Annotated in this window: 17 protein-coding genes; 2 read left to right on the plus strand and 15 right to left on the minus strand. The window is 58.7% G+C overall.

Annotated features, from left to right (window positions below):
• Positions 1-41 precede the first annotated feature (41 nt).
• The 4 genes from QC823_RS06825 to QC823_RS06840 form a co-directional block, all read right to left on the minus strand.
• Complete coding sequence (locus tag QC823_RS06825) at positions 42-767, minus strand: lysophospholipid acyltransferase family protein (RefSeq protein ID WP_309655610.1); 726 nt, start codon at positions 765-767, stop codon at positions 42-44.
• Positions 764-1,657: a sugar nucleotide-binding protein gene (locus QC823_RS06830; protein WP_309655611.1), complete on the minus strand. Its 894-nt coding sequence runs from the start codon at positions 1,655-1,657 to the stop codon at positions 764-766. Before QC823_RS06830 ends, QC823_RS06825 begins: the two co-directional genes overlap by 4 nt.
• A gap of 56 nt (positions 1,658-1,713) precedes the next feature.
• Positions 1,714-2,370, minus strand: a complete 657-nt coding sequence (gene ssb / locus QC823_RS06835; RefSeq protein WP_309655612.1) for a single-stranded DNA-binding protein — start codon at positions 2,368-2,370, stop codon at positions 1,714-1,716.
• A gap of 84 nt (positions 2,371-2,454) precedes the next feature.
• Complete coding sequence (locus QC823_RS06840; RefSeq protein ID WP_309655613.1) at positions 2,455-3,834, minus strand: MFS transporter; 1,380 nt, start codon at positions 3,832-3,834, stop codon at positions 2,455-2,457.
• A 295-nt stretch (positions 3,835-4,129) separates the two neighbouring features.
• On the opposite strand from QC823_RS06840, the gene uvrA reads away from it, so the two are divergent.
• A complete protein-coding gene (uvrA, locus tag QC823_RS06845; RefSeq protein ID WP_309655614.1) occupies positions 4,130-6,955 on the plus strand; it encodes an excinuclease ABC subunit UvrA in 2,826 nt (941 codons plus the stop codon).
• Position 6,956: 1 nt separating this feature from the next.
• Here the strand turns inward: uvrA and QC823_RS06850 are convergent, their stop codons facing one another.
• The 3 genes from QC823_RS06850 to QC823_RS06860 all read right to left on the minus strand — a co-directional run bounded on the left by QC823_RS06850 (position 6,957) and on the right by QC823_RS06860 (position 10,882).
• Positions 6,957-7,862 carry a DUF481 domain-containing protein gene (locus QC823_RS06850; protein WP_309655615.1) on the minus strand — a complete coding sequence of 302 codons (906 nt, stop codon included), beginning with the start codon at positions 7,860-7,862 and terminating at the stop codon, positions 6,957-6,959.
• A 64-nt stretch (positions 7,863-7,926) separates the two neighbouring features.
• A complete protein-coding gene (locus tag QC823_RS06855; RefSeq protein ID WP_309655616.1) occupies positions 7,927-8,718 on the minus strand; it encodes a ribonucleoside-diphosphate reductase in 792 nt (263 codons plus the stop codon).
• A gap of 52 nt (positions 8,719-8,770) precedes the next feature.
• Positions 8,771-10,882, minus strand: coding sequence for an adenosylcobalamin-dependent ribonucleoside-diphosphate reductase (locus tag QC823_RS06860; protein WP_309655617.1), 2,112 nt, complete (start codon positions 10,880-10,882; stop codon positions 8,771-8,773).
• A gap of 244 nt (positions 10,883-11,126) precedes the next feature.
• Between QC823_RS06860 and QC823_RS06865 the strand changes: the two genes are divergently transcribed.
• Positions 11,127-11,726: a hypothetical protein gene (locus tag QC823_RS06865; protein WP_309655618.1), complete on the plus strand. Its 600-nt coding sequence runs from the start codon at positions 11,127-11,129 to the stop codon at positions 11,724-11,726.
• Here the strand turns inward: QC823_RS06865 and QC823_RS06870 are convergent.
• The 8 genes from QC823_RS06870 to flhF form a co-directional block, all read right to left on the minus strand.
• Positions 11,681-14,386, minus strand: coding sequence for a bifunctional diguanylate cyclase/phosphodiesterase (locus QC823_RS06870; RefSeq protein WP_309655619.1), 2,706 nt, complete (start codon positions 14,384-14,386; stop codon positions 11,681-11,683). The two genes, QC823_RS06865 and QC823_RS06870, sit on opposite strands and share 46 nt — an antisense overlap.
• Complete coding sequence (locus tag QC823_RS06875) at positions 14,383-16,500, minus strand: sensor domain-containing diguanylate cyclase (RefSeq protein WP_309655620.1); 2,118 nt, start codon at positions 16,498-16,500, stop codon at positions 14,383-14,385. Before QC823_RS06875 ends, QC823_RS06870 begins: the two co-directional genes overlap by 4 nt.
• 21 nt (positions 16,501-16,521) lie before the next feature.
• Positions 16,522-17,193, minus strand: coding sequence for an OmpA/MotB family protein (locus QC823_RS06880; RefSeq protein WP_309655621.1), 672 nt, complete (start codon positions 17,191-17,193; stop codon positions 16,522-16,524).
• 5 nt (positions 17,194-17,198) lie between these two features.
• Complete coding sequence (locus tag QC823_RS06885) at positions 17,199-17,999, minus strand: motility protein A (RefSeq protein ID WP_309655622.1); 801 nt, start codon at positions 17,997-17,999, stop codon at positions 17,199-17,201.
• A gap of 76 nt (positions 18,000-18,075) precedes the next feature.
• A complete protein-coding gene (locus QC823_RS06890) occupies positions 18,076-18,780 on the minus strand; it encodes an RNA polymerase sigma factor FliA (RefSeq protein ID WP_309655623.1) in 705 nt (234 codons plus the stop codon).
• A gap of 24 nt (positions 18,781-18,804) precedes the next feature.
• Positions 18,805-19,221, minus strand: coding sequence for a flagellar protein FlhE (locus QC823_RS06895; protein ID WP_309655624.1), 417 nt, complete (start codon positions 19,219-19,221; stop codon positions 18,805-18,807).
• Between the two features lie 53 nt (positions 19,222-19,274).
• Positions 19,275-19,991 carry a hypothetical protein gene (locus QC823_RS06900; RefSeq protein ID WP_309655625.1) on the minus strand — a complete coding sequence of 239 codons (717 nt, stop codon included), beginning with the start codon at positions 19,989-19,991 and terminating at the stop codon, positions 19,275-19,277.
• Positions 19,988-22,234, minus strand: coding sequence for a flagellar biosynthesis GTPase FlhF (gene flhF, locus QC823_RS06905; protein ID WP_309655626.1), 2,247 nt, complete (start codon positions 22,232-22,234; stop codon positions 19,988-19,990). The genes QC823_RS06900 and flhF overlap by 4 nt, the downstream gene beginning before the upstream one ends.
• Between the last annotated feature and the right edge of the window lie 9 nt (positions 22,235-22,243).

Below are 22,243 nucleotides of genomic sequence, written 5' to 3' on the forward strand. Positions count from 1 at the left end.
GCATTCGATGGACCGAACCGCAAAGCGCCATAAGTGTTCGCTTACTCGGGGCGTGGCACCTCGGAGATCTCCTTAAGCTGCCCTTCCACCCAAGCTTCCACTTCTGCGATCACCGCATCCGGAGTTTTATCGTTCGTATCAATCGGCGCCCCTATACGCACCCGCAGCATCCCCGGGCGCTTCACCCAATGACGCCCCGGCCAACGCTCGCCGGCATTGTGCGCCACCGGCAGCACCGGCACCCCAGCGCGGCAAGCAATCACGCTACCGCTTTTGTTATAGCGCCGACGATGGCCTGGGTCGACCCGCGTGCCCTCGGGAAAGATCAGCACCGAAAGCCCACTTCTTAAACGCGCCTCCCCCTGCGTTAGCACCTGTTTCATCGCCCGCGCTGGCCTAGAGCGGTCTAATGCAATCGGGTGCAATAACCGCAGTGCCCAACCAAATATGGGAAACTTTAACAGCTCCTGCTTGAGCACCGTGCAGACCGGCGGCTTCATCACCTGCAAAAATACCGTTTCCCACTCACATTGATGGTTCGCTTGAATCACGCAGGCGCCGCTGGGTAAGTTTTCCCGACCTTTGATCTCATAGCGTACGCCGCACGCGATGCCAAACCAGACCACAATAAAGTGGTTGTAAAGGTTAAGTAGCCGATAACGGGCAGAAAGTGGCAAAAACGGGGAGATCGGTAGAAATAGCACGCCACATATCAACATCGCGGTGAAATACCCCAGATAAAAAATCGCGCTACGCACGGTGTTCATAAAGAAGCACCCTCCGCGCCATTTTCTTCTTGCGCATCACGGGTTAAGCACCACGCATCGAGAAGCCTTCCCACTTCTAACCGCCACGGCTTTTGGTGAACACCGAACACATCCAACACGCGGCGGCAGTTCAATACTCGGCGAAGCTTGGCATCGTGGTGATGATTCAGCGCTTCTACCCTGCCGAGCGTAATCGTTTCACCACGCCCTTCTAAGTGCGTGGCCAACTGCGTACGCACCATTGAGGTAAACGTAAAAGCACTGACCGGCTCAGTTCCTGCCAGGTGATACGCGCCCCAGGCATTAGCGCCGCAACAAAGCTGCTGCAGCATGCCCACCAGCGCTAACGCGACCGCATCCGCCGAGGTGGGGCAAAAAATGACGTCTTCCGCCGCCCGCACGTTATCGCCCACCACCAAACTATCGATAATTTCATTCACCCACGCGTGACTACCTTCTAACGCAAAAAGCGGCCCCAAACGCACGATCAAGTGGCGCGGATAGTCGGCCCGAATCCGATCACCGGTTTTAACCAAACGGCGCAGGCTTTCATCTCGCGGCGCTGGGACAACGTGTTCATCAATCGGCACGTCAAACCCGTCTTCATAAAGCTGATCCGACACGCACCACACCAACGGCACCCCTTGAGCGCAGCAAGCTTTCAGGCACGCATCTACCGCATCGGCGTGCGCGGTAACCGCGGCCGGCGCCATGGAAAGCGGGTGCGCCAGCGGCGGGATAATGACCGCATCCGGGGCCACACGCTTTAGGCGCTCGGGTGTTAGGTCGGTCTCTTGCTCAATCACCAGCTCGGTATCCGAGCGACGACTCGCCTCCCGCGCCAACGCCAGGCTCAAACAGTGGCCCGCATCTAAAATCAGCAGCTTCACGATCGCCTCTCCCCCTATCGCGGCAATAACGTCATTCGACCGTCTCAAACCATGCGCTAAAATGGAATCTCGTCGTCGAAATCGTCAAAATTACCCGGGTCCGGCGCGCCGTAGTTATTGTTTTGCTGACTGTTTTGTTGATTGTTTTGTTGGCTGTGTTGTTGATTGTTCTGCTGGCCTTGCGGCGGCGGCACGGGAGCACCCTGTTGATTGGGGTGACCGCCTTGCGGTGCGGGCTGAGGCGCGTTTTGCGCAGGCTGACCACCGCCCTGGTACTGGTTCCCTTGCGGGGTATTCTGCTGCGGGTAGCCGCCACCTGGCTGAGCACCTTGATAGTTGCCTTGCGACATGCCGCCACCCTGGAAATCACCGCCACCGCGTGAATCCAGCATTTGCATGTCGTTGCCGACAATCTCGGTGGTGAAACGGTCCTGACCGTTTTGGTCCTGCCATTTGCGCGTTTGCAGGCGCCCTTCGATATAAACCTTGGAGCCTTTTTTCAGGTACTGCTGGGCAATCTCGGCGGTTTTATTGAACAGCACGATGCGGTGCCACTCGGTGCGCTCCTGGCGCTGACCGCTTTGGCGGTCCATCCAGGTATCGGTCGTCGCTAAGTTAAGGTTCGCCACCGCGGTGCCCGATGGGGTGAAACGTACTTCAGGGTCTTGGCCTAAGTTGCCAATCAAAATGACTTTATTGATGCCGCGCGCCATAAAAGCTGCTCCTCGTGTGTCTTTATAAAGCTGTCGTTAAATCATGATGCATCGACTGTTGATGCGTTTACTGCCAAATGAAGGCTAGTGCTTGGGAGGCGATAAAAGCCGTGATAACGCCGCTTGGTCCAGCTGCTGGCGGTTGACCTTTAAGTAGGCCAACCGCTCTTCGGGTACTACCATCACGTCCTCTACGCCGGCTACCTCAGCTAACCGCTCCAACAAGGCGTCTAGCGTATCCGGGTGTTCCTCGCTCAAAGCGACCACTTCACTTGAGAGCGGCGGCGGCGAGGGCATTGACCACATCGCCACCCACCACAAAAACGCCAGCACGGCGGCGCCGAGAAACACCGCCTCTAACCCCCACGTATGCGCAAGCCACCCGCCGAGCGTTCCGCCCAAAAAAGCGCCGAGAAACTGCCCGGTGGAGTACACCCCCATCGCCGTACCCTTAGCCCCCGCCGGAGCGAGCTTACTGAGCATGGAAGGCAGCGTCGCTTCTAGCAAGTTAAAGCCGGTGAAAAATATCAATAGCCAGACAAATAGCCCAGCGCCTTGCGAGACCGGCAACCCAAGACCCGCCAAACTCAGCACCATCGCGCCAATCGCCACGAGACACATGAGCTTCATGCGCTGCTTTTTCTCGGCAATAATCACCATCGGAATCATCAACACAAAGGCCGCGCCCATAATACCCAAGTAAGCCAAGCCGTGGTGCTCAATGCTGATACCGGCATTGATCAAGCGAAACGGTACGGCGACAAAAATCGCCATTAGCACTAAATGCAGGGTAAAAATCGACAGATCTAGCCGCCATAAATCCGGGCGCGTGATCACATGACGCAGCTGTTGGCGGTCCATTCCCACATCACGATGCTTAACCCGTCGTGGTGCCGGCGGCACCCAGCGCCACAGCACCAAAAGCCCCACGAGCGTTAACGCGGCAGTAAACCAAAACACCCCGGCAAGCCCAAGCCACGCCGCAAGCCACGGCCCTAGCACCATCGCCAGCGCAAACGAGAGACCAATCGACAAACCAATCGTTGCCATCGCCGCGGTACGCACTTGCTCGCGGGTCTGATCCGCCAGCAGCGCCATAATAGCCGCTGCGACCGCGCCGCTGCCCTGCAAGGCACGCCCAATGATCACCCCGGCAATCGAATCCGCTAACGCGGCGACTACACTCCCCGCGGCAAATAACAAAAGCCCCAAGGCAATCATTCGCTTGCGCCCATAGCGATCAGAAAGCCAGCCGAACGGAATCTGCAAGCACGCTTGCGTTAACCCATAAATCCCTAGTGCCAAACCGATAAGAAACGGCGTGGCACCTGCTAAAGCATCGGCATAGATCGCCAACACCGGCAATACCATGAAAAGCCCGAGCATACGCGACGCATAGAGCCCGGCGAGACCGCTAATAGCACGGCGCTCAGAGGCCAGCAACAGTGCGGAAACCTTACGCATAGAATCCTTGTGGCAATAACGGTTGAACGTCTGTGTAAACGTCTATATCAAAGTACGTATAAAAGTACGTATGTATGAAAACACGCAGTGAACGTGGGGAACCAACGTTTTGATCAGCGAGGGTGACAATACGCTGAGATAGTCCGCTATTCTAGCGCGTTGCCTCAGCACTGGAAACGACTCGTAGAAACGGCCAACGAAAACCTTTCTCCACTTGCATCAAACCTCACTCACTTTGCCGAACAGGGTATAAGAAACGTATAATCGTTCTTTTGCTGCGCGACACGAGGTGTTAATGGACAGCATTCTGGTCAGGGGTGCCCGCACCCATAACCTCAAGCAGATCGATGTTAAGCTTCCCCGCGACAAGCTGATTGTGATCACCGGGCTCTCTGGCTCGGGTAAATCGTCATTGGCGTTTGATACCCTTTACGCCGAAGGCCAGCGCCGCTACGTGGAATCACTCTCCACCTATGCGCGGCAGTTTCTGTCGATGATGGAAAAGCCCGATGTCGACCACATTGAAGGGCTTTCACCAGCCATTTCCATCGAGCAGAAATCCACCTCGCACAACCCGCGCTCTACCGTCGGCACCATCACTGAAATTTACGACTACCTGCGTCTACTGTTTGCGCGAGCGGGTACGCCACGCTGCCCCGAACACGGCGAAGACTTAGAAGCGCAAACCATCTCGCAGATGGTTGACCAGGTGATGAACTTGACGGAGGGCACCAAGCTGATGCTGCTTGCCCCCGTGGTTAAGGGACGCAAAGGCGAACACCTGCAGCTTCTCGCTGAACTGCGTGCTCAGGGCTTTGTGCGCGTGCTGATCGACGGCCAGGTGCTCGAACTCGACGACATCGCGCCGCTGGATAAGCGTAAAAAACACGATATCAGCGTCGTCGTCGACCGTTTCAAGGTGCGCGATGACATCGCCCAGCGCCTTGCGGAGTCGTTTGAGACCGCGCTGAACCTTGCCGACGGCACGGCGATGATCCACTTTATGGACGGCGGCCACGAAGACATTGCCTTCTCCTCGCGTTTCGCCTGCCCAGTGTGCGGTTACTCCCTCGCCGAGCTTGAGCCGCGCATGTTCTCGTTCAACAACCCAGCGGGCGCCTGTCCCACCTGCGAGGGCCTCGGCGTACAGCAGTATTTCGACCCGGATAAGCTGATCAGCCACCCGGAGCTATCGCTTGCCGAGGGTGTGATCAAGGGCTGGGATCGGCGCAACGTCTACTACTTTACCCAGCTACAAGCACTCGCCGAGCACTACGGCTTTACCCTGGAAACGCCTTGGCAAGACCTCGCCCCCCACGAGAAGGAGATCATCCTTCACGGCAGTGGCGACGAGGCAGTTCCGTTTGGCTACGTCAGTGACCGCGGGCGCAAGGTCATTCGCGAGCACCCGTTTGAGGGCGTGCTACCCAACCTGCAGCGGCGCTACCGCGAAACCGAATCGAGCATGGTGCGCGACGACTTGGCCAAGTACATCGCCGTGCAATCCTGCGCCACCTGCCAAGGTTCAAGGCTGCGTAAGGAATCGCGCCACGTTTACGTCGATGATCACAACATTGCCGAAATCGTCCGCTTTCCGATTGGCGAAGCCCAGCGTTATTTTGCCGCGCTTTCGCTCCCCGGTCGCAAGGGCGAAATCGCGGAAAAGATCGTCAACGAGATCCATGCAAGGCTTGAGTTTCTGGTCAACGTGGGGCTGGATTACCTTAACCTGGAGCGCAGTGCCGATACCCTCTCCGGCGGGGAAGCCCAGCGCATCCGTTTGGCAAGCCAGATTGGCGCCGGCCTGGTCGGCGTAATGTACATTCTCGATGAGCCCTCCATCGGCCTGCACCAACGCGACAACGACCGGCTTTTAAAAACCCTAGAGCGCCTGCGCGATTTGGGTAACACCGTGATCGTCGTCGAGCACGACGAAGAAGCCATTCGCGCAGCCGACCACGTCTTGGATATTGGCCCCGGTGCGGGCGTTCACGGCGGCGAAATTGTCGCCCAGGGCACCCCGCAAGAGGTGATGGACAACCCTGACTCACTTACCGGCCAGTACTTATCCGGCAAGCGCGAGATCGCCGTGCCCCCATACCGTATTCCCGGCAACCCGGAAAAGCAATTGGTACTCAGCGGCGCCACGGGCAACAACCTGCAAAACGTCACGCTCAACCTGCCACTGGGCTGTTTTGTCTGCGTCACGGGGGTGTCCGGCTCGGGCAAGTCGACGCTAATCAACGGCACGTTGATGCCAATTGCCGCTCGCGAACTCAATCGCGCGACCACGCTCAAGGCGGCGCCCTACCAACACATCGACGGGCTTGATCAACTCGACAAAGTCATTGATATCGATCAAAGCCCCATCGGCCGTACACCGCGTTCCAACCCGGCTACCTATACCGGCATCTTCACGCCGATTCGGGAATTATTTGCCGGCACCCAGGAAGCACGCTCACGGGGCTATAAGCCTGGCCGCTTTAGCTTTAACGTCAAAGGCGGGCGCTGCGAAGCCTGCCAGGGCGAGGGCATGATTAAGGTCGAAATGCACTTCCTGCCGGATATCTATGTGCCCTGCGACGTGTGTAAAGGCAAGCGCTACAACCGCGAAACCTTAGACATCAAGTACAAAGGCAAGACCATCCACGAAGTGCTGGAAATGACGGTGGAGGATGCGCTGGAATTTTTCAGCCCGGTGCCCGCCATCGCCCGACGTTTGCAAACGCTGCTCGATGTAGGGCTCTCGTATATTCACCTTGGCCAGAGTGCCACCACGCTCTCTGGTGGCGAAGCGCAGCGGGTAAAACTCGCGCGCGAGTTGGCCAAACGCGATACCGGTAAAACGCTGTATATTCTCGACGAACCCACCACGGGGCTGCACTTTGAGGATATTCGCCAACTGCTGGTGGTGTTGCATCGCCTGCGCGACCACGGCAACACGGTATTAGTCATCGAGCACAACCTGGACGTGATCAAAACCGCCGACTGGCTAATCGACTTAGGCCCAGAGGGCGGCTCCGGCGGCGGGAAAATCATCGCCGAAGGTACGCCCGAGCAGGTCGCGAAGATGGACGCATCCCACACCGGGCGGTTTCTCAAGCCGCTGCTGGCGCGCTAAATTACCAGTTCACTCCGAGGCCGATATGGTAGAGGGTATCGCGCAGATCTTCGGCGCTATTTTCAACCCAGTCGGCCTCGACCGCCATATTGAGCGACATCCACTCAGTGAGCGGGTAGCGCACGCCGGTTTCAGCGTTAAATTGAAAGCCGGTGGCGCCGGAGAAAGCGCGGCCGGTGCGGCCGGTGGCGTAAAGCTCAAAAAGCTCCTGCCAGAAGTAGCGATTAAACTGCCACTGCAATGCCCAGGCGTAAAAGCGCTCCTCGGGGTGGTTTGCATAGCTAAAACGGTTGCGAGTGAGCAGCGCCGAGAGCGAAAACGCGCTCTGCTCGGTATCCCAGAACTGATACCCCGGCCCTAGCCCGAGGGCAAAGCGCCGCGAGATATCCTCCTCCCAGTCACGCTTTGCGCTTACGCGCCCATGCCAAAAGCGCTGGCGAGACACGAAACGCTCCGGCGAATACGCCAGCTCCCAATCGTTATCGCGCCGTTCGCCATCACGGTACTCGCGATGATAGCGACCCCGCCAGCGGTGGCGCCAAACGCCCTGGGCCACATTTTGGCGCAGGTCAATATCGACTTCGTGGGTATCCACGGCGCTGTTCTCGTACTCAAGGGCCACATCGACGCCGCCACTGGAGGAAAAGGACCGGTTCTCTGGGAGGTTGCTTGCTGGCGTAGTTACCAACTCCAGCGGGTCGCTCATCGGTACCTCGGCGCCGCTCCACACCACTCGCGCCACGTGCTCGGCCGCGATATTTAAGATACCGGCCGCCTCGGTATCGACTTGCCACGCGCTCGTCGTATGGCGAAGCACCGTGCCCGTGATACGGTCGCCGTTTGCAAGCCACAGCGTATCGGCGGACAAGGGCAACGGCCCCAAAAGCCCGCTGAGCGCCCAAAACAATTTCCCCCCGCACGTGCGAGGGGAAACGAAACGCAAAGCTATCTTCACCAACACTCTCAAGGCGTTACCCGCATTTGGACCAGCCGCAGCCGGCGTAGCAGGTAGGACAACCGTCCATCATAATCAGCTCGCCGCGGCATTCGGGGCAGTGGCCGACCGTGGCCGGGCCACTGCCTTTAGGCTTTTTTGGCGTGCTTTCCGTCTCTGAGCCTGCGCCAATCGGCTCGACCGCCCCGTTAGGCACGCTCTCTTCTTCGTCAACCGGCGGCTGCCAGGCGTGGCCGTGCTGCATACGGTGCTGATAGCGCTCAACAAGTGACTCTACCGGCACTTGGTTTCCGTCTTGATCGAGGAAACCACGACGATAAAGAATTTGCTGGATCGACCAAGCAATCGCCGCCACTTCCGAATCGTGAAACATCGGTTTGCCCCAACGGTTCCAACCGCAGCGCACCAAGCCTTTATCCCACGCGACCTTGCGCAAGTCGGCGACCGCTTGCGTAACGTAACCACCGCGAGCCGCCAACGACAGGCTGCGCATGGTGGCGGTGATCCATTGGTGTTCACTTGAGAGCTGCCCGGAAGGGAAGAAAAACTCCACTGGGCGCTCGATCACCACGCGCTTGCCGCCGACCACGCCCTCAACGGGCATAAACGAGACCAAAAGGTAGACTTTCTTACGGCCTTCCGCACCGACGTAAGAGATTTTCTCCGAAACGGCTTCCAGTGTGCCCTCCGGGCGCGAGGGGATGCGTACCGTGAGCGGGTTCTCATCCTGCAGCGCCGGTTCGGGCATAACAGGCTCATCCTGCTTGATGCGGTAACCGACGATCTTCGAGGTAATTTCAACGGCCATTTTACTCTCCACTACTAGTCAAAAGGGGGATGCGTTCAGGTGACATTCGCTATCACCATTTGCCGTAAGTGCCCTCTTTTAACGCATCAAACAGGTTAGCGGCGTTGTGCTCTTCGCCATCGTAAACCACCGTTTCATCACCGTTAAGCTCGACGGTTTCGCCGTTTTCCAGCTCAAACACATAGGTGGTGTTTTTAAGATCGTCCTCGCGGACCAACACGCCCTGAAAGGCTTCCGGGTTGAAACGGAAGGTGGTGCAGCCCTTCAAGCGGCTTTCGTACGCCTGCAGATAGAGATCTTGGAACTGCTCAAAGGGAAAATCGGTCGGCACGTTGACCGTTTTGGAGATTGCCGAATCGACCCACTGCTGCGCGGCCGCCTGCACAGCGACGTGCTGCTCTGGCGTGACCGCATCGGCGGTGATGAAGTAGTCCGGCAAATCGCTTTCGACTGCGTCAGCGGCAATAAAATGGCGGTACGCTGCGAGCTCAAAGGAGACCACTTCCACCTGTTCCTTGGTCTTTTTGCCCGACTGAATAATGTTGCGGAAATAGCGGTGCGAGAACGACGGCTCAATGCCGTTGGAGGCATTGTTACCCATGGAGAGCGAGATCGTGCCGGTCGGCGCAATCGAGCTATGGTGAGTAAAGCGCGCGCCGTGCTCGGCAAGGGCCGCCACCAGCTCCGGTTCGTGCTCGGCGACTTTGGCCATGTACTGGCTATAGCGGGCATGCAAAATGCGCCCCGGCACTTTGTCGCCAATTTCGTAGCCGTCTTTTTTCAGTTGCGGGCGCTCGCGCATCATCTTCGGCGTGATGGTGTGCTCCTCACTCAGCACCGGCGCCATGCCTTTTTCTTTGGAGAGTTCTAGCGCCTGCTTCCAACCCTCAATGGCTTGGTGACGGCTGACTTCTTCGGTGAAAGCGAGCGACGCTTTAGAGCCGTAAGGGATTTTAAGCATGGTCAGCGTAGAGCCTAACCCCAAAAAGCCCATGCCGTGGCGGCGCTTGTGCTCGATTTCGCGCTGCTGCTGCGCCAGCGGCAAGCCGGCGATCTCGACCACGTTATCCAGCATGCGGGTAAAGATCGCCACCACTTTACGGTAGCGCTCCCAATCAAAGCGGGGCTTTTGGCCAAACGGGTCGATGACGAATTTGGTCAGGTTGATCGACCCCAACAAGCATGCGCCTTCCGGCGGCAGCGGCTGCTCTCCGCAGGGATTGGTCGCGCGAATATCTTCGCAGAACCAGTTATTGTTCATACGATTGACCTGATCGATCAGGATAAAGCCCGGCTCCGCGTAATCGTAGGTGGATGCCATGATGGTATCCCATAGCTCGCGGGCTTTGATCACCTCAACAACGCGGCAAGCGACGCGGCCTTCGTCGTCCACCGTGTACCCCTCTTCGATCACCGGCCAGTCGCGGTAAATCAAATCTTCTGGGTTGACGTCCTCTTTTTCCCCCGGGTGCAGCGGAAAAGCCAGCGGCCAGTCGGCGTTTTGTTTCACCGCTTCCATGAACTCATCGGTGATCAAAAGGCTCAGGTTGAACTGGCGCAAACGCCCGGCTTCGCGCTTGGCTTGGATAAACTCGCGCACATCCGGGTGGCCGACATCAAACGTTCCCATCTGCGCGCCGCGACGCCCGCCTGCTGAGGCGACGGTGAAGCACATCTTGTCGTAGATATCCATAAACGCTAGCGGGCCGTTGGTGCCCGCGCCCGCGCCAAACACGAACGCCCCTTTGTGGCGCAGCGTCGAGAAATCATAGCCAATGCCCGCGCCGGATTTCAGCGTCATGCCCGCGTCGACCACGGAATCGAGAATATCGCGCATGGAATCGCGAATGGTGCGCGACACGGTGCAGTTGATCAGGCTCACGGCGGGCTTGTACGCCTCTGCGCCGGCGTTGGAGAGAATCCGGCCCGCGGGAACCGCACCGTTTTCCAGCGCCCAGCGGAACTTGGGCAACCACTCTTCCGCCTGATCCTCTTCCACGGCTGCTAACGCGCGCGCGACGCGCTCGAAGGTGGCGTCTACGTCCTGATCGACCGGCTGGTCATGGCGATTTTTTAACCGATATTTGGCGTCCCAAATTTCCCGCGACGGCGCTTGTAGCGGAACATCTTTGGACGTTTTGACGGCGTTGGCAGCAGTGCTCATGGGGCTTAACTCCTTCCCGACGGGAACGTGGCGACTGAGAACAGTAGAGCGGAAATTGAAGGGCATTATACGGCGAACCGAGGTGAAGTATAGACTTGACAGCCACCATATAGGCTATCTTTTGGTAAAAAATCTACTAGATATAGAAAAATCAGCGCGTTAGCTTTTCCCTGAGCGTTAACCATTATAGGCTGCTGTTTTGCACCGTTTTCCTCAATCCAGCTGTTTGGACAAAGAGCCCCGCATGCCTTTACGCCTCTTACGCCCGCTGCTACGCCGCCTAATCATTGGCATCAGTTTGCTGCCGGCTCTCGCGTTCGCGACGTCTTTTAATGTAAGCGATGCCCAGCGCCACGCTCACTGGCAATCCATGACACTCACCCTCGGCGATGAGCGCCATTTTCGCGCCGTGGAAGATCACAGTTATACCGATGCGACCCTCAGTGTGAACGCCACACGCGATGTGTGCGATTTACCCTGGTTGGAAATGCGCGTCACGCTGGAGGAGCACCAAGGCAACAGCGATACGCTAAACGTCGTGCCAGCGTTGGTACGCGTGGATGATGGCGAGATCCGTCAAGCGGTTGCAGAATTCATTACCCAGCGCGGAGATGACGGCTTCTATGCGCACTTTTATATCAACGCGCTGGACACCGTATTGACGGACATGCGCGAGGGCGCGCAGTTTTTTCTTGCCTTTGAAATGTCGACCTCCGAGCAGGACGAACGCGAACCATGGCACATGACGTTCAGCCTAGACGGCGCCGATGCTGCCCTCACGCGAATGCAAACCGCGTGTTATAGCGACAGCGTTTCCACCGGCCCGGGTCGCGAGAACCAATAACCTTGGTACGCCATGCAGCCTTCGGAATAGAGCCAATCACGGTGCGCCTGCGTTTCAACGCCCTCGGCGATGACCTCAAGCTCTAAGCTGTGCGCGAGCGCAATCACGGTGCGCACAATGGCCGCATCCGCAGGATCATCAAGCACATCGCGCACGAAGGATTGATCGATTTTAAGCTGATCCAGCGGCAGCCGTTTCAGGTAGGCAAGCGACGAGTAACCGGTGCCAAAATCGTCCAGCGAAAAGCGCACACCAAGCTCGCGCAGCTGCTCCATGCGCTCGCACACGGCTTCTAAATCTTCCATCAGCAAGCTTTCGGTAACCTCAAGCTTAAGCCGCTGCGGGTTCGCCCCGGTTTGCGCCAGCACCGTTTCGACCTGCTCGACAAATCCCACTTGGCGAAACTGATTGGGGCTGACGTTCACGGCAATGCTTAAAGGCTCGGTTGAGGGGTCACGCGCCCACTGTGCCAGCTGCTCGCAGGCCGTTTCCATCACCCACGCCCCCACTGGCCCAATCAGGTGACTCTCTTCCGCCAAGGGGATAAAGACTCCCGGCGAGACCACGCCGCGGCTAGGGTGCTCCCAGCGTACCAACGCCTCAACGCCCACAACATCGCCATGCGCGTTCACTTGGGTTTGGTAAAATAGCGTTAACTCTTGGCGCTCGATCACATGGCGCAAGTCGGCTTCAAGCTGCGCGCAGTCAATCACCGCCGCCTGCATCGTCGGGTCAAAAAAGCGCAGGGCATTGCGCCCGGCGGCCTTCGCTTGATACATGGCAAGGTCAGCTTGCTGGAGAATCGCGCTAACGCCCACCTCCTCGCCGTGAAACAGGGTAATACCGATACTACCGCTGACTTGCAGCATGTGCCCATCAACGTCAATTGGCTCCAGTAGCGTTTTAAGCAACTTTTGCCCCACGGCTTCTGCGCTATGCGTCGCCGCCTGCTCATTGCTGCCGAGTTTGTGCAGCATCACCACAAACTCATCGCCGCCTAAGCGCGCCACGGTATCGTTATCACGGATAATGCCGGATAGCCGCGCGGCCACGGCGTTTAGCAGTGCATCGCCCAAATAGTGGCCAAGACTGTCATTGATGGTTTTAAAGTTATCCAAGTCAATAAACATCACCGCGCTGTAGTGGCCTTCGCGCTGGGTGTCTTTCAGCGCGGCCTCTAGCCGGTCGATCAGCAGACGCCGGTTGGGCAGCCCCGTCAGGGAATCAAAAAACGCCAGTTGATGAATTTCTTTCTCAGCGGCTTTGCGCTGAGTGATGTCGCTAAGCGTGGCCACATAGTGCGTTACCTCACCGGCATCGTTGCGCACCACGCTAATGGTGAGCCACTGCGGGTAAACCTCGCCGCTTTTGCGCTGGTTCCACACTTCCCCTTGCCAGCGACCAGACTCGTCAAGTTGCTGCCACATGGCGCGATAGAAATCGGCGTCGTGGCGCCCGGAATTTAACAGCGCCGGCGTCTGCCCGAGCACTTCCTCTTCGCGATAACCGGTGATCTCGCTAAACGTATCATTGACCTGCACAATACGATTATTGGCATCCGCGATGAACATGCCCAAATGTGTTTCAAACGCCAAGGCCGCGATTTTAAGCTGTGCCGCTTTTAGCTCACTGGCCTGCTGCATTTCTTTGCGCGCGGCGACTTCCTCTGATAGCCGGTTACGGTGTTCGCGCAAGGTTTGCTCGGCAACATAAAGTTGCCGGTAGTGGCGCAGCGTGAGAGATCCCAGTGCCAACAGCAAGAGGATGCCGATCAACAGCGCCCAAAAACGTCGCCACCAGTCGTGCAGGTAAACGGTGGTATTTTCGCCGACAATCACAAGCCACGGGGCCGCTTGCAACTTGCGCCCGGTGAACATCCGTTGATCCCCGTCCAGCGGTGACTGACGCACCCAGCTATCACTCACAACGGAGGAATCCAAAAAGGCGTTCAGCTGCTCGGTGCTAACCGCTTTCCCCCGTAGCGCTTCGGCCTCACGCTGCTGATCGCTACGCTGAATCACTACGCGCGCCGTTATATCTAATATCGCTACGCTTTCACCGCGGCGCACCGGCATCTGATTCACCACGTGAACGATATAGCCAGGCGATAGCCGGGCAACCACCAAGGCCTCCAATTCGCCGCCACCGTTTTCAATCCGCAGAGCGTGAAGCAGATACGGCGTGCCACTGTCTGCCTCACGGTAAAGCGGTGATACCGCACTTTCCGACCCGGCATCATTGGAGGCCAGCGCTTGCAGCCATGGCGAGTCGTCAAAAGAAAACGACCCCGGCGCCGTTGCTGCCACGATACCTCCTTCCGGTAACAGCACGGCAACGTCTTGCCACACACTCAGGCTATCGCGGCGGCGATTTAACAGATTCGCTAGATCTTGCTGCGCTAGGCTTTGGTTTTGCCTGAGGCGGTAAAGCTCGGCCACGCCTTGCAGCGAGTGCCGCGACGCATCAAGCACGCTTTCCATCCATTGCGCGACCATCTCGGCATTGGCGGCGGTGTGCGCCTGCGCTTGCTGTTGCTGATTGTGGTAAAAGTGGCGCATTTCCCACACTACCAGTAGCAACAAGCCCACAAACATCACCCCCGCGCTCCAAGTGGCACGCCGTGGTGACATCCAGTTTCCAATTAATGAGCGTAACGTCACGACACCTCCCTCGTCGCAACTTCCACTCGATTTCGCCCCTCATGCTTGGCCCGGTACATCGCCTTATCCGCCCGCGCTACCATGCTTTTGCAGCTATCATCCGGCTGCCATTCGGCCACGCCGATACTGACCGTTAGCGGTTTGTGCAGCCCCTCAACGTTGAGCGTTGTAATCAGCTCGCGTAGGCGCTCTGCGAGGCCGATTAATGCCTCAATATCGGCATGCTTAGCGAGCACAACAAACTCCTCACCGCCCCAGCGGCCTAAATGGTCGCAACCACGCAGTGAGTTCTCCACCAAGCTCGCCAGGGCAATCAACACGTCATCGCCCAAGGCATGGCCATGCGTATCGTTGATCTCTTTAAAGTGATCCACATCAAACAACAGCAGCCCAAATTGCGCTCCATAGCGTTTCGCCGCCACCAGCTCAGCGTCGATGGCCTGTTCAATACGGTAGCGGTTCCATACCTGCGTTAAGGGGTCAAAATGTGCCAGCTGCTCTAGGCGCTGATTGGCGTCTGCCAGGGCTTTACGCTCTTGCTCTAAGTAACCGTTTAGCTTGCTGATCTCATACGCCGATATCGCCAGCGTCAGGTCTTCGCCCAAATCCATCGCGGCTAACCGCTCAACGCGCTGCCACGCCTCGCTTTTGCCGATGACTTCTTCGCACCAGGCGGCACACGGCGAAGGTAGCGTCAGCACAGACGGTTGGCTCGGTGAAGGGTGAGGGTGATGGGTCTTAGGGTGATGAGTCTTAGGGTCACGGGGCGAAAGCTGCATGGCCCAATAAAGCGCTTCAACCTGCTGCGGACGAAAAAAGAGCAACCAACCACGCGCTTCCAAGTTAAGCGGTAACGGCACCGCCAGCAAACCGCAATGCTCGCCCATCGCCAAGGAGCTGGTCAGCGGGTTTTTCGCCAACTCACGGCTGCACCAGGGGCCAGCATGGTCATGGGTGCGCGCCAATCGTTTGACGAGTTGGCTAATCATGGTAGGCGCCGGGGCACTTCCTGCTAGGTAGGTATTGCCGTCAATCCAGAGCGCTACGCCGTGGGCGCGAAAAAGCGCCATCCAGGTCTCGGCCTGCGCCTTCAATAGCTGCGCGGGGCTTTGCGGCTCTTTCCGGGTAGTGCTGGAGAGTACCAGGCTATCTTGCACGCGCTGAAGGTAGCGCGCTTCCTGCCGCGCCTGCAGCAGCAATAAGCGCTGTGTTGCCATCTGCACCAGCGCCCGCACGGCATCGCGCACCGGCGGTGGCGTGGGGTAAGGCGTCGCCGCATGACAAACAACCATCCCCCAAAGCCCGGCATCCCCTTGCATGGCGAGGCTTAGTGAGCCGCGCACATTCAGCTTTTGTAAGTAACGCACGCGATCCGCGGCAGGGGCACGTAACAGGCTATCTTCCAGTGAAGGCGCCGTCGGCTTGGGTAAAAACCCCACGGCAGGCGCCTCAATATCCTGAATATAGCGAATAGGGTTGCGCTCGTAGGCATGGCGCAAGCCAACGGGGAATTCGCTGGCGGGAAAGCGCTGACCCAGGAGCGTAGGCAACCGCCCCCCGAGTGCCTCGGCAAGAATAAAGCCATGCCAATCGCTATCAAAATGGCACACCACCACCCGATCGTAACCGGTTAACTCTTGGATCGACTTCACCAGGTTATCAAGTAACTCTTCCTGGTGTGTGGCATCAGCGAGCTGCATCAGCCGTTCATTAACGGCCCCAAGCAAGCGCCACTTGCCAAGCGGTTGCAGCGGCTCGATTTCGACCAACACCTGCGAACCGCTGCGCAGTGCATGAACCTGGTAGCGTTTGTTGCGCCCGTGCGTTTGGCGCACAAAGGTGAGTGGTGCCGGCAAATGCTCACGTCCTTGCATGGCACGACGCAAACGCTGGCTCAACCGCTTGCCTAGAAGACACGCCAAGGAAAGCGTATCGGGCGCGGGCAACGCAATGTCGAGTAACGCGCCCAGGTTCGCGCTTACCGAGTGCACCTGACGGCACGCACTATCCACCGCTACCACCGCGCCAAAAGGCTGAATTTGGGCAGCTTGGGCAGCTAATGCGCGGGTAGAGAACGGATTGGCTGACGAGTTATTTGCACACAATGACGTCAAGAGCGTTGCCTCGAAAACAGATTACCGACCTACCGGTTGGCGCAGTAGTAGTTCAACACGCCGATTAGCCGCGCGACCTTCTGGTGTGTCGTTACTTTCCATGGGTTGGGTGTCAGCATAGCCAACGGCCCGCATACGAGAAGCGTTAAGCCCCTCATCTTGTAAATGGCGTAGCACGGCAATCGCCCGGGCCGCGGAAAGCTCCCAATTAGAAGGGAAACGTACGGTCGAAATGGGAATATTATCGGTGTGGCCTTCAATCGAAATTTGCCCGTCAAAGGATTCTAACACCTCGACCAAGCTGTCAATCACCCCGCGCCCCTGCGACGTCAGCTGTGCAGCGCCGCTGGCAAACAGCAGGCTGTCATCAATACGCAAGGTAATGCCCTCACGCCCCTGCTCAACATTGACGCCCGGCACCGTCAGGCCGGAAAACTGCGGCTGCAAACCATCGTGGCGAGGCTGTATCCCGGTTGCCATGGTCGCAAGCGACATCGAGGGCATCGCACTGGGCGGGCGCATACGATCACTATCGCTTGCTTCGCCGCCCCCTGGGGGGGTGAGTGCAAGCAGCAAAACGAACAGCGTGATTAAAAGCGTTAACACGTCAAGGTAGCTGGTCAGCCAGCTTTCATCGTCGCCATCTCCTGAGGGCGACGGCTCCAACGTGCGGCGCGTATCGCGGTCCAACATGGCCGCTACCCCTTATTCTTACGCGTTTTCACGTTAGGGTCGCGAATTTCATCGTGATAGTTCGCGATAAACGAGTTAAGCGTCTCCTCAATAAACGAGGGCAGCCGACGCTTGGTAATCAGCGAGATCCCTTCCAGCACCATGTTCATGGTGATCAAGCGTTCTTCCGTGCGACGTTCAAGCTTCACCGCGATGGGCTTAAAGATCAGGTTGGCCAATAAAATGCCGTAAAAGGTGGTCAACAGCGCCACGGCCATACGCGGTCCGATAATTTCTAAGTCGCCGGCATCCATGACTTCCAGCATATTTACCAGCCCCACCAAGGTGCCGATCATCCCAAACGCTGGGGCATAGGTGGCCATGGTGCGAAAGATTTGCGCCTCGGCGTGTTCGCGCGCCTTAAGCCGCGCGATCCGCCAGCGCAGCATATCGAAGATTTCGTCTTCTTTGGTATTGGCAATCACGAGCTGAATCCCGGTACGCAAAAAGGGGTTGCGAGTGTACTCCAGCGCCTCTTCAACCGCGCGAACATCGCCTTTGAACCACAACCGCGACATGTCCACAAGCTCTTTGATGTCGTCACGCACGTAGGTATTTTCACGCCGGAAAACCACCCCCACCAAACGCACCACGCGCAGCACTTCGCGCAGGGGGTAACTGATAAACGTCGCGGCGAGTGTGCCGGTAATCACGATCGCCAGCCCCGGCAAATTGAGAAAGCTCTCGGGCGACTCTGCGGTAAAAAAAAGCACACTCACCAGCAGGACAATGCTGGCAAACATACCGATTAGCGTTGAAGGGTTCATCAACGGCTCCTTGCCGGTCACTTGAAGTCAAAAAATGTCGTACCCTCGGCACGGCGAGGATGATTATCGGCTCCGCTTAGGCGGAATCGTTTAGTTTTGCGCGTAGACGGCTCACCGCCTGACTGTGCAGTTGCGATACCCGCGACTCGGTCACGCCGAGCACCGCTCCCACCTCTTTTAAGTTCAGCTCTTCTTGGTAGTAGAGCGCCATCAAGAGCTTTTCGCGCTCGGGCAGCATGTCAATGGCGGCCACGAGGCGTTCGCGCTGCTGGCTGTCGAGCAGCTGTTCAAACGGCTGGCGCTGCGCGCCTTCGCCGGCGGCGGGTTCACCGCTCTCTTCCACTAGGGCCTCAAACGGCAGCAGCTGCCCGCTATTGGTGTCGTGAAGCAGCTGCTGATACTCGCCAAGCGGTATCTCCATCTCAGCGGCAATTTCGTGCTCTTCCGGCGCGCGTCCAAGACGCTGTTCTAACTCACGCACGGCGCCATCCACTGCCCGCGCGGAACGGCGCACACTGCGTGGTAACCAGTCACGGGTACGCAGCTCATCCACCATCGCCCCACGAATACGCTGACTGGCAAACGTGGCAAAGGTGGCCCCCTGGCTGGCGTCAAAACGGCTTAATGCTTCTAACAGCCCCACCGTGCCGGCTTGGATCAAGTCATCAAGTTCGATGCTCGCTGGCAGCCGCACCTGCAGTGTTAACGCCTGGCGTCGCACCAGTGGCATGTATTGAGTCAGTTGATCTTGCTGTTCAAATCTACCCTGTGCTGTGTACATCGTTTCGCCTCGCGGCTGGCACCTTCACTGGTAATTGACGATAACTTGCATGCCGCTCACCCGCACCGGCCGCGTTCCCGCGGGCAATGTGAAGCGAAAATGCAGCGGCGCCGCGGCGGGCTCGCCAGCAAACGCCTGCGTGCTTCCGCGCATTCCTGTTAACGCTGTACAGCGCTCAGATTGACACAGCCAAGCGTTGACCGTCTGCCCCGGCGGGTGTTGAAAACGCCATTGAATGCGGTTGATTTCCCCGCCCTGAACGGGGGCATCCGGCGACGGCGCGGCGTGTTGAGAGGTGCTTTGACGGTCGCTCATCGCCACCATCATACCCGGCACCTGCGCCACCCAGCTACCCGGGGCGGCCTGGGCCACACCCGTTAACAGCACTGCGCACAAGGCAAAGATACTTGCCCAACGCTGCCTATCATGGTGTCGTTGCATGGCGTTTGCCTCGTTTTCGTTATCTCATCACTTAAGCTTACGCCAAACGGCGTCTATTGGGCCAAAATTAGCAGCTCAACGCCTAAATAAGTCTGTGCGGCCGCGTGCAAATTATCCAACAGCCCGGCGCGCGGCAAGTGAGGTTCGTGCAGCGCCAAAAGCCGCCTGGGGCCACCGGCATGACGCAGTTGGCGCAACGTGCGGTAGGTATCCGCGAAGGCATCGGCGTGGCTGCTCACCCAAAGCGCCCAGCGCGAGTGCTCGCGTGCCAAGCGGTGCAAGGCGGGATCATCGGGCATCACGACCCGCACGTCCCAGTCATCCGGGTCACCGGCCCATCGCCGCCCCAGCGCTGACCATTGCCCTAACCGCGCCTTAACGCGATTCGCTTGCAACGTGCTGGGGGAAGGTAAGCCCACCACCATCAACACCGTTTTGGGCTTTGGCGGCGCTACCGTTTCCGGCTCTGCGCCGGCCGCGGCAGTCGCGGCTTGCTCGTCCGGCGCACTTTCCTCGCGCGACTCGGTTTCGGTTTCGGTTTCGGTTTCGGTTTCGGTTTCGGTTTCGGTTTCGGTTTCGGTTTCGGTTTCGGTTTCGGTTTCGGTTTCGGTTTCGCCCAGCATCTCGGCATTTTCGACCGAACTGTCTACCGCTTCCTCTTCGATCGCCTGCGGGTCGTCTACCACGTCACCGGCCGCATCCGACTGCTGTTGACGCTGCAGGTTGGCCCATTTACGCAGCCCCGACGCTTGATCTTGCGAGCCCGTCACACGACACCCTCCCGATTAACGCTCCCTAGCTGGCGAATCGCATCGCGGGCCATCAGCGCATACAGCAGCGCATCCAACAGCGCCGTATCGCGCCGCCGACGCCGACCACCAAGCAAGCCGAGCAAATCGCTGCGTAGTGAGGCCGCGGCTTCGTCGGTGGCCACATCCAGGTGCGCCGCCACGGCGGCGCAGCCGCTTGCCATCAGTAAGCGCACTTCAGCGCTAACTTCGCCGCCATCATCCTGTTTGAGCTGCTGCCAGGCGCGACGGGTCAACGGCGCCAACCCCTCACCTTGCAGCTGAGTGACCAATAGCGACAGCACATCGGCGCCTAAGTGACGTGGCGTTAGCCAGTAGCGGCGCACCACGGTCTTGGCGCTTTCCGGGTCGCGGACTTCCCCGTACCACGCCAAAAGCGCCTCGCCGTCGTCGCTCTCTACTTCGGTGTAAACATCCCACAGCTCCAGCGGCTGGCCGCGAAAACGCACATCCACACGATGGGTTAAGGTGCTTTCAGCAAAGAGCGGCTTTACCGTGGTGCGCTCGCCCCGGCAGATAACCCGCTGCGAGGCGCGCACTTGGCTAACCCAGGTAAGGCGCTCGGCATTCAGCCACTCGCGCGTCGCGGCGTCCGGCAACAGCGGCAGCAGATGCACCGCGACACCGCTTTGCGCCGTGAGGGCCGCCAAGCGTGGCTGCCAACCCGCCGGGTGACGGTGTTGTAACCACGTCAGCGCAAGCCATGCGCCATCCGGGTCGAGGCCGATATCCGGCATTGCCCAATCGCAATTACGCTCGTTGCGCCGCGGTGACCACTGCATTCCCAACGTGGCACCGGCGGGCGGGAAATCTGCAAGCAGCTGATCCAGACGTTGATCTTGCACGGCCGCCGGCAGTGCGGCCAAATCCCAGCTTGCTTCCAAGTGGGCAAAGCCCCCAACACGCTGACGCAAGCGGCTTAACAGCGATGACAGCCGCCGCCCTTGACCCAGCACATCTCGCGACCAACGCGGCAGCGCCAGCGACGACTCGTTCGGCGTGTCGTCGGCATACGGGGAGCGCGGCGTGCGCGTTTTCAGCGCTTGCTCAATAAGTCCATCAGCCTCGGCGACGCTCATATCCTCTGGCACCTGCTGGCCGTGAGAACCAAACAGCACGCGCATGCCGTGGCGCATAATGATATCCAGCACCGGCGCTAAACGCCCCGCTTCGTCTTGCTTGGTGATAATACAATCATCAAGCTCTGCCCCGGCCGCGCGGGCCGCTTGGCGATAGCGCAGCACCACTTCTTCAAGGGTTTCCGGCTGGCTTGCGGCATTCAGCAGCAGCACCAGCCGTACCCGCGAACGGCCGCCTTGCAGGTGGGCGATCTGCTCAATCACACGCTGATCGCGCTGGCTCATGCCCACGGTATCGATAATCACCCATTGCTTGCCTTGCAGGCGCCCCAAAAGCGAATCGATGGGTTGCTCAGCGTCCAGCGCGTACATGGGGATATCCAGCAGCCGAGCGTAGATGCGTAGCTGCTCATGGGCGCCGATACGAAAGCTATCGGTGGTGACCAGCGCCACCGGGCGCGTGCCGTGACGCATCACGAAGCGCGCGGCGAGCTTGGCCGTGGTGGTGGTTTTCCCTACCCCGGTGGGACCCACCAGGGCCACGATACCCGTTTCATCAAAAAAGGCGTTTTCCGCGTTGAGTACCGAAAGCCGGTTAATCAATTGCTCGCGCAGCCACGTCAGCGGGCGCTCGCTGTCTTCTGCCAACGCGGCGAAGTCCGGCGGCATTCCCGCCAGCACTTCATTGGCGATTTCAACGCTAAAGCCCACTTCAAACAGCAACTGGTGCAGACGCTGCGCCCAACCTTTGGGTGGCGTATGCGCCTCGACCGGCTGCCCGCTACTGGCGAGCAGCGCGCGCATATCTTGCATCTCTTTGAGCAGTCGCTCGCTCATCGCCTGCAGCGGGTCGGGGGCAGTAGCAGCGGCGGAAGACGGTGGCGGCGATGTCGCCGTGGCAGACGGAGGCGTCGCGGGGGTGAAGGACTCGGGCGCAGGCGTCGCCGTCGAGGGCTCTTCCGGCGCGGGCTCGAAATGATCCACCGCCGAATCTGCCATGGCAAGAATTTCGACCCCACCTTCGGTACGGCGGTTGGCGACAATCAGTGCGTCGTCGCCTAGCGACTCGCGCACCTGGCGCATTACATCGCGGCTATTGGCGCCCACGAAACGTCTTACGCTCATGCTTCACCC

The organism is Vreelandella vilamensis, assembly GCF_031451755.1.
Classification (GTDB): domain Bacteria; phylum Pseudomonadota; class Gammaproteobacteria; order Pseudomonadales; family Halomonadaceae; genus Vreelandella; species Vreelandella vilamensis.

Coding starts and splice junctions, on each gene's coding strand:
- QC823_RS06855 (WP_309655616.1), bottom strand. CDS start 8,718: ATGGCCGTTGAAATTACCTCGAAGATCGTCGGTTACCGCATCAAGCAG.
- QC823_RS06860 (WP_309655617.1), bottom strand. CDS start 10,882: ATGAGCACTGCTGCCAACGCCGTCAAAACGTCCAAAGATGTTCCGCTA.
- QC823_RS06825 (WP_309655610.1), bottom strand. CDS start 767: ATGAACACCGTGCGTAGCGCGATTTTTTATCTGGGGTATTTCACCGCG.
- QC823_RS06865 (WP_309655618.1), top strand. CDS start 11,127: ATGCCTTTACGCCTCTTACGCCCGCTGCTACGCCGCCTAATCATTGGC.
- QC823_RS06880 (WP_309655621.1), bottom strand. CDS start 17,193: ATGTTGGACCGCGATACGCGCCGCACGTTGGAGCCGTCGCCCTCAGGA.
- flhF (WP_309655626.1), bottom strand. CDS start 22,234: ATGAGCGTAAGACGTTTCGTGGGCGCCAATAGCCGCGATGTAATGCGC.
- QC823_RS06840 (WP_309655613.1), bottom strand. CDS start 3,834: ATGCGTAAGGTTTCCGCACTGTTGCTGGCCTCTGAGCGCCGTGCTATT.
- QC823_RS06885 (WP_309655622.1), bottom strand. CDS start 17,999: ATGAACCCTTCAACGCTAATCGGTATGTTTGCCAGCATTGTCCTGCTG.
- ssb (WP_309655612.1), bottom strand. CDS start 2,370: ATGGCGCGCGGCATCAATAAAGTCATTTTGATTGGCAACTTAGGCCAA.
- uvrA (WP_309655614.1), top strand. CDS start 4,130: ATGGACAGCATTCTGGTCAGGGGTGCCCGCACCCATAACCTCAAGCAG.
- QC823_RS06895 (WP_309655624.1), bottom strand. CDS start 19,221: ATGCAACGACACCATGATAGGCAGCGTTGGGCAAGTATCTTTGCCTTG.
- QC823_RS06890 (WP_309655623.1), bottom strand. CDS start 18,780: ATGTACACAGCACAGGGTAGATTTGAACAGCAAGATCAACTGACTCAA.